Annotated in this window: 2 protein-coding genes; both read left to right on the top strand. The window is 41.0% G+C overall.

Translation table 11 applies throughout. The features are described 5' to 3' along the window. The coding region (locus B3763_RS12905; RefSeq protein WP_286747061.1) for an FG-GAP-like repeat-containing protein at nt 1-3,985 on the top strand (3,985 nt) is incomplete at its 5' end. 76 nt (nt 3,986-4,061) lie between these two features. After that, a partial coding sequence (locus tag B3763_RS12900) for a tetratricopeptide repeat protein (protein WP_286747059.1) occupies nt 4,062-5,134 on the top strand: 1,073 nt, incomplete at its 3' end.

Here is a 5,134-nt window from a genome sequence, read left to right as displayed (position 1 = left end):
GGGTGTCAAGCTTAGCTGGACTAAGGCGTCAGACAATGAGTCAGAACAAGCTGCTCTTTTATACAATGTAGTGGTTGAGCAGATGGATGGAACGGTAGTATTTCATTCAATGTCTTCTGATAATGATTTGAAAACCAACACCAGAGGGCAGACATCTTCCCTGAGTCTTCCTTTAACCTGTATGCCAAATGGTCAATACAAGTGGAAGGTACAGGCAGTAGATCAGACTCGTTTGGTTTCCCCATTTTCTGACTTTGGTACCTTTACAATCGACAGAAATGCTCCTACAGCTCCTTCAAGTCCTCAGGTAATAGAAGCTTCAAGTAATTCTGTTTCAATTCAATGGCTCGGAGGACAGCATGTTACGCAGTATAGGATTTTTAGAAAGCTTTCTTCTGAAAATGCATACCCCTTACTGCCGCTTGCTTCGGTGGATGCTGAGACTCTCGTTTTTACAGACAGTAACTTGGAGTCTAACCTGGAATATGACTATAAAATTGAGGGCTACAGCTGTGGTTTTGAAGCACCATATGTAGAGCTTTCTGTAACAACTTCTAAGCTCGATTTTAATTTGTTGCCTATTGAGGTTATTGGTAACATTGAAGACCTGTTTGCAGCGAATTTGGCCGATTTTAACAATGACGGCCGAGTCGATATTTTTATTTCTGCCCTACTTAAGAATGGACAAGTAGTGTTTTCCATATACGAGCAGAAGTCAGATGGCAGTTATCTCGAGCATCAAATCACAAGAAATTCGCTAAGAGAAGAGGTTGTTGTGGTTGTAACAGACTACAATAACGATGGGCTTATGGATTTGGCTCAGCTTCAGGGTTCACTTGAGCTATTCTTGAACAAAGGAGACTTTAACCTTGAGCTTATGGAGGCAGAATCTATTGGCTTTCCCGGCTCCAACGGTATTGGATTCTTTGATATAAATAATGATTTAAAGCTGGAATATCCGACTCCGAAAGTATCTGAATGGAAGTGGCTTTATTATGATATTCTCAAACCTCAATCAGAACCCATTTTCATTCAAAAGGTAATGGCCACTACCCAACAATTGAATAAACCAGCAGAGAATGTTGAGTTGATTGATGTTAACCGAGATGGTAAAAAGGATTTTCTGTTCGTCTACTATGATCGATTGGTATTGCTCACAAATACGAATAGTGGTTATGATGAGAGTACGTATTTTAAAATAGGAGAGGGAGGTATTTTAGACGTTATAAGTGGCGACTTTAATTCAGGAAACGAATTTCAAATCTTAGTTCAGGGAACTAACGAATCGCAATTTAGCTTGGCGGTTTGCACCATGGCAGATGGGCAATTGAAAGAACAACTTGTCTTAACAGAGAATCTTGTAGGTAACCCTTTGGTGGCCGATTTTAATAATGATGGTTTGAGTGATATTGTGTATAACGAATACGTACTGAATGGAACTTCTATTGTAGGAAAAAGAACCATTATAGCCTACAGTGAAAAAGATTCGAATAGCTATACTTTTCAGAGGCTACCAGATTATGGAGTAGACCTCTTGGCTCTGGCCGACAAAGATAATGATGGCGACCTCGACATCTTGGTTTCTCAGTATCATTCCAGCCTTAGATATACTACAATGAATTGGTTGGATAACTATCTGGACGAGTTGGATATGACAAAGCTCAATAGTTCGCCCAGTAAAGTGAAGAATTTAACGCTAAGCCCTAATCATGCTTTAAATACCGTAAGAATACAGTGGGAGAGTGCCGAAGACAATGAATCGGAAAGTAATAAGCTGCACTACGAAATATCTATCAAAGACTCAGAAGGGAATTATCTAATTGCTCCTTGGTCTACAGCAAATGGATTGCGACTAACTACAGAGAGGAGGAATTTTGTTTCTACTCTTGAAACCACAATCAACTGTATTCCCAATGGTGTGTATACTGTATCTGTACAAGCTATTGACAATGGGTTCAGAGCATCGGAACTAGATTATACTGCAACATTCGAAATGAATGGTACTGCACCTGTTGCACCAATTGTGAGATATACTCATATTTCAGATACCAAAGTACTTCTGGAGTGGACTGATCGTTCAGTTTCTGAACAATCCTATAGGATTTATCCATTTGAATTAAATGGAGAGACACTCTTTTCGAACGAAATCCCTGCCAACTCTACATCATACCTTTTGGAAAACTTATTGGCCGATACCGAGTACTCGTTTAAGGTGGTACCCTATCATTGTGCGTTCGAAGAGGCGGCAACAATAGTTACTTTTAAAACCTATCCCTTACTTTATACAGAAACCAATGTTCTCGATGGATCTCCCTTTAATGACTTTAAAAGGGGAGATTTTGATAATGATGGTACAATGGAAATTGTTTACCTGTCTGGAGATGAAGGCAATGAGCTGAATATCTTTAAATATGTAGACGGAAATTGGGTTAGTTCGCGTGCTCAGGTAGACCAAAAAGGACCTGTAGCAGGTTTTCTCACAACCATCGATTTTGATGGAGATGGATTGCTGGATGTAGCGCACTTTGGAAATACTGAAGAGGGACCGAAACTGAGTGTCTTTTTAAATAAGGGGAATTTTCGTTTTGAGATAAAGAACCTCATATTGTCATTGGCAAGTGGCTTTGGAATAAGAGGTGCTCCAATTTGGGTAGACTTCGATCACGATGGTGATATAGATGTGGTATGTAACGTTACGAACCAAACAGGTTTTAAAGAAAGCACGGTCTTCTTAAGCAATGAAGGTGACTTTTTTAAAGAAAGACTTATGCTTGAAGGATTCAGTATTGGCGGTGAAGCTTTTGTCGACCTGGATAATGATGGGGATAAAGATTTGTTTGGTCATTTATTACGTGAGCCAGTGCTTTTGTATAATGATGGCAAGGGGAACTTTAAGTTGTCTGAAGCAGTGCCTCTGGTAGGAGCACCAACTTTGAGATACTATGAGAGTCATTTCCAATCTGTGTGGAGCGATTTTGATCGTAATGGCTATTTGGACTTAATGTATGTAGGTGATTTAAGCTCAAACCCGAGTATCGTCTACTTTACTCAGGAGGATGGTCAGTTTAGTTTAAGGTCAGACTTTCAAGGCATTACTTTGGAGATAAACCATCTTAATGTAGCAGATATTGATCATGATGGTGATCTGGATGTGATATTGATGTCTTACTACCCCTTCTTCTATGTCAATTCAGGCGATGGTAGTTTTGAGAGAATGCGTAGGGGTGAATTTGAGAATTATGTTAAATATGGCATGGCTACCGCGTCTATTGTCGAGGATTTCAATGGCGATGGTTCTGTAGATATTTTTATGAAAAGAGGTAAAAGGCTAGATTATTACCTTTCCAGTGCCTCTACGGGTTGGGGAAGAACAAATAACCCACCAGCCAAACCCAATAATCTTTGGGCATATAATGTAACCAGCGGTGTACTAATTACTTGGGATGATGCGGTTGATGACCTCACTCCCAAAGAGAATATGCGATATCATGTTCACTTAAAGTATGAAGATGACGGCACAATTCTTAATCCAAGGTATGACAATAATCAACTGAATAAGACAAAGAACGATCTTCTTTTTACCAAGGACAATCAGCTTTTTATAAAGAGAGATATTTCGGGTAGAGTCATGTCTGCCTCTATTCAGGCAATCGATGCGAATGGTCTTGCTTCCGCTTTCTCCTACACTCTTCCTTTCGATTTGGTTACAGGACTTAATGAAGGTTCTAGTCAAGTAAAGATGAATATCTCACCTAACCCGACTAGCGAGATCATAAATATTACTTATGAAGGAGGCTATATCGGCAATGTGACGCTTGATATAGTGACTGTGGAAGGTAGGATAGTGAAGCAAGTTGAGACTCATCAGAGCAGTGCTATTTTCCAAGAATCGCTGAGGATAGAAAACCTTAAGCCAGGTATTTATACCTTGAGGGTTAGAGAAAAGAAAGAGACGAAAACAGCCAGATTTATTAAACTAGACTAAACCTTGCATTTTAAACTTCACACAAACTTTAAATTGCCTAACCCTTAAGCTAACATTCGGGCTGTAGCTTACCTGAGTGTTTCGGAAGGCTGTACTAGGATTAATTATTCTTGGGCAATCTGCGTTGATTTGGGCGCAGATTAGGAGCAATAATGTACTTATTTCTACCTCCTCCAATTCGGCCAATACACTCTCCGTGCAGCTTAGGTCATTGAATGGTCTGGGCAATTTTTATACCTCTACCGATCCGGATTCTGCCTTTTACTATGCCAAACGTGCGTTGGATGAAGCGCTTGAATCCGGCAACCTTCACCAGCAGGCGCAAGCGCAACGCACCATAGGGCAGGTCTTCTATCTACAAGGGGCTTATGACAATGCTATTGCCTACCTCACCGATGCACTCGCCAAGTTTAGTCAGCTAGAAATGAAAGCCGAGACAGCCCAAACCCTACTTTCTCTAGGCGCGGCTTATCAGTTTCATAACTTATGGGCCGAAGCGATTAAAGAGTATAAGAGGGCTCGTAGCATTTTTGAACAGCTGGCCGATTCTACAGGAATGGCAGAAACCTATGGCGTTATTGGGCATTATTTTGAAAAAACTGCCCAGGCTGATTCTGCTTTTTACTATCAATACAAAGCATTGCGGCTCTACGAGGCTTTAGACGATCCCAGAGGAAAAGCCATTATTTATGATAATATAGGTAGTGTTTATGAAGACCTGGGGCAGTTCGATAAGGCATTCGAATACTTCTTACTATCGGCTCATTACGACTCCCTGTGTAATAACTTGCCCGCTTTGGTGAATACACTCAATAATCTGGGAGATACCTTTAGAAAGCGAGGCAAAGTGGCCGAAGCTGTTGCCTATACCAACCTAGCGCTGCACTTGGCCGATTCGCTGCAACTCAACTACGAAGTTCTCAGTGCCTATCACGACATGGCCAAAGTTTACCGGTCGAACGGGCAGTTGAGTCTGGCACTTAGTTATTACGACAGTGCCTATGAGTTTTCGCAAGAGCTCTTCAACTCACAGATTGCCGGCCAAATAGCCAATTTTCAAACCCTCTATGAAACACAAGAAAAAGAGCAAGCCATAGCCCGCCTGGAGGCTGGGAAGAGAATTGATCGGCAGGCGAAAAATTCACTCGT

The sequence above is a fragment of the Roseivirga sp. UBA1976 genome (assembly GCF_002336325.1).
Classification (GTDB): Bacteria; Bacteroidota; Bacteroidia; order Cytophagales; family Cyclobacteriaceae; genus Roseivirga; species Roseivirga thermotolerans.
Note: the sequence above shows the minus strand (reverse complement) of the source record. Positions and strands in the feature narration are given on the sequence as shown.